1 rRNA gene is annotated in these 2,985 nt (G+C 57.0%); it reads right to left on the bottom strand.

Annotation, left to right across the window (positions count from 1 at the left end):
- Nucleotides 1-73: 73 nt before the first annotated feature.
- Nucleotides 74-2,982, bottom strand: a 23S ribosomal RNA gene (locus tag ACNTAO_RS12440).
- Nucleotides 2,983-2,985 lie beyond the last annotated feature (3 nt).

Genomic DNA, 2,985 nt, shown 5'->3' with positions numbered 1-2,985 from the left:
TCCAGCACGACCGTGTATCCGTGCGATCCAGCTACCGCCTGAACCCATCCGGAGTGTGGAACTCCAGTGGACGTATGACTGTGGCATGGTCTGTTAGTGCTCGTGGACTCAACGCCTCGTTGCCTCGGCGCGTACATCCCGAGTCTATCTATCTCGTCTTCTACGAGTGACCTGTGGTACGTCTTTTCCATGTGGGTTTCGAGCTTAGATGCGTTCAGCTCTTACCCCGTGTCGCGTGGCTACCCGGCGTCTGCGCTCTCGCACAACCGGTACACCAGTGGCGACCAGTCGTAGTTCCTCTCGTACTATACGACTGTTCACGTCACGTACCTCACACCCCCAATAGATAGCAGCCGACCTGTCTCACGACGGTCTAAACCCAGCTCACGACCTCCTTTAATAGGCGAACAACCTCACCCTTGCCTGCTTCTGCACAGGCAGGATGGAGGGAACCGACATCGAGGTAGCAAGCCACCCGGTCGATATGTGCTCTTGCGGGTGACGACTCTGTTATCCCTAAGGTAGCTTTTCTGTCATCTACGGGTCCCATTCCGGAACCTCGTAGGTTCGCTAGACCACGCTTTCGCGTCAGCGACACTCGTTGGGAATGTCACTGTCAGACCATCTTGTGCTCTTGCGCTCTTCGCCGGGTTTCCGACCCGGCTGAGATGATCTTCGGGCGCGCTCGATATCTTTTCGAGCGCGTACCGCCCCAGTCAAACTGCCCGGCTACCGGTGTACTCCTCCCGGAGTGAGAGTCGCAGTCACCGACGGGTAGTATTTCAATGCTGTCTGGGTGGCGCGCTGGCGCGCGTACCTCTGTAATGACTCCTACCTATGCTGCACATCGGCGACCACGTCTCAGCGACAGCCTGCAGTAAAGCTCTATAGGGTCTTCGCTTCCCCTTGGGGGTCTCCAGACTCCGCACTGGAACGTACAGTTCACCGGGTCCAACGTTGGGACAGTGGCGCTCTCGTTTATCCATTCATGCAAGCCGCTACTGAAGCGGCAAGGTACTACGCTACCTTAAGAGGGTCATAGTTACCCCCGCCGTTGACGGGTCCTTCGTCCTCTTGTACGAGGTGTTCAGATACCCGCACTGGGCAGGATTCAGTGACCGTACGAGTCCTTGCGGATTTGCGGTCACCTGTGTTGGTATTAGACAGTCGGAGCGCCCGAGTCACTGCGACCTGCTCTGTAGAGAGCAGGCATCCCTTCTTCCGAAGGTACGGGACTAACTTGCCGAATTCCCTAACGTCGGTTCTCCCGACAGGCCGTGGCTTTCGCTGCCAGAGCACCTGTTTCGGATCTTGGTACGGACATCGTGCGCGTCGTTTCACGGGCCCTGTGTACGGCTGAGTTGCCCTATCTCACGTTTCGCTCGCTTCCTGCCGTGACGGCGTCCACGAGGTTCCATGATTCGACCGGGCGAAGGCCCGGCTCAGCGGTCCACACGGCGTTGACTATGAGTGCACGATGGCATTGGAATATTAACCAATTTCCCGTTGACGTAGTCGAATTACGGTACGTCTTAGGACCGGCTAACCCTCGGCTGAGTGGCAGTGCCGAGGAACCCTTGCTCATCAGGCCGTCGAGGTTCTCACCCGACTATCGCTGCTACTGTGACCAGGATTGTCGTTACCGCACGGTCCACACGAGCTCTCGCCCGTGCTTCCGTCCGAACGGTACGCCGACCTACGCGGTTGTCCTAATGGACACGGCTGGGTCTCGGTGGTAGATTTGAGCCCCGATCATTTTGGGCGCCTCAAACCTCGGCCGGTAAGCTGTTACGCTTTTCTTAGAGGGTAGCTGCTTCTAAGCTCACCTCCCGGCTGTTTAGGGCTTGAGACCACCTTTCGATTGCACTTAATCTACACTTTGGGACCTTAACCCAGCTCTGGGTTGTTCCCCTCATGGTACACAGGCTTACCCCGCGCACCGGACTCCCATCGTCTGTGACGCGTGCGGGTTCGGAGTTTGACAGGATGGCTGACTCCTCTCGGAGGCAGGTCATCCAATCGGTAGCTCTACCCCGCAGGCTATCTCGGATGAGGTCATGCTTCGACATGTTTCGGTCGGAACCAGCTGTTGCCAGGCTCGATGGGCCTTTCACCCCTATACACGAATCACGAGAGGATATTGTAGGATACCACCTCTAACGGGCCTCCACGTGGCTTTCGCCACGCTTCACCCTGTTCGCGCATAGATCGCCTGGTTTCGGGTCGTACTCACGTGGCTCCCCGCGTTTGGACACGGTGGCCCTGGCAATGCTGCGGCCATATCGGTTTCCCTGTGCCTTCCCCGGTTGACGGGTTAGACTCGCCATGTAAGTACACTCCCTGGGTCGTTTTTCAAAACGCACGACGCGACATCGGCTCGTCTTACGGCCTACTAGAGAATCGCTTCTCGGTCGTTCTGTAAGACGCCTTGTATGCCTCGTCGTTCGATCGCCAGCTGATTTCAGGCCCTATTGCACCGCCCTTTTCGGGGTGCTTTTCAGCGTTCGCTCACGCTACTTGTTCGCTATCGGTCTCGAGGAGTGTTTAGCCTTCTCAGGGGATGCCTGAGTCGTTCATAGAGGATATCCGACCCCTACTACTCTGGTATTGACGCCTTCTGTACTGGCTCATTCTACGGGGTTGTCACCCTGTTTCACGCTCCGTTCCAGGAGACTTCGAATGAGTTGTCGAGAATTGGTTGTCAACCCGAACACCACATTGGTCCGAGGACCTTCGGTTTGGGCTGTGTCGTGTTCACTCGCGGTTACTAACGACATCGCGGTTGCGTTCTGTTCCTCCCCCTACTGAGATGTTTCAATTCGGGGGGTTCCCTATTGCGCGTGGCAATTGTAAACGGATTCCGATTCGGAGATCTCGTGTTCTGTCCCTCCATGCGGGTCCCACGAGCTTTTCGCAGCTTGGCACGTCCGTCGTCGGCTCTCGAGCCGAGCCATTCACCAGCTGGCACAGTAGCCAGTAGTGTGT

This window comes from Halorubrum zhoui (assembly GCF_051194155.1).
Classification (GTDB): domain Archaea; phylum Halobacteriota; class Halobacteria; order Halobacteriales; family Haloferacaceae; genus Halorubrum.
The sequence above is the reverse complement of the archived record's forward strand: the minus strand, read 5'-3'. Positions and strand labels throughout refer to the sequence as shown.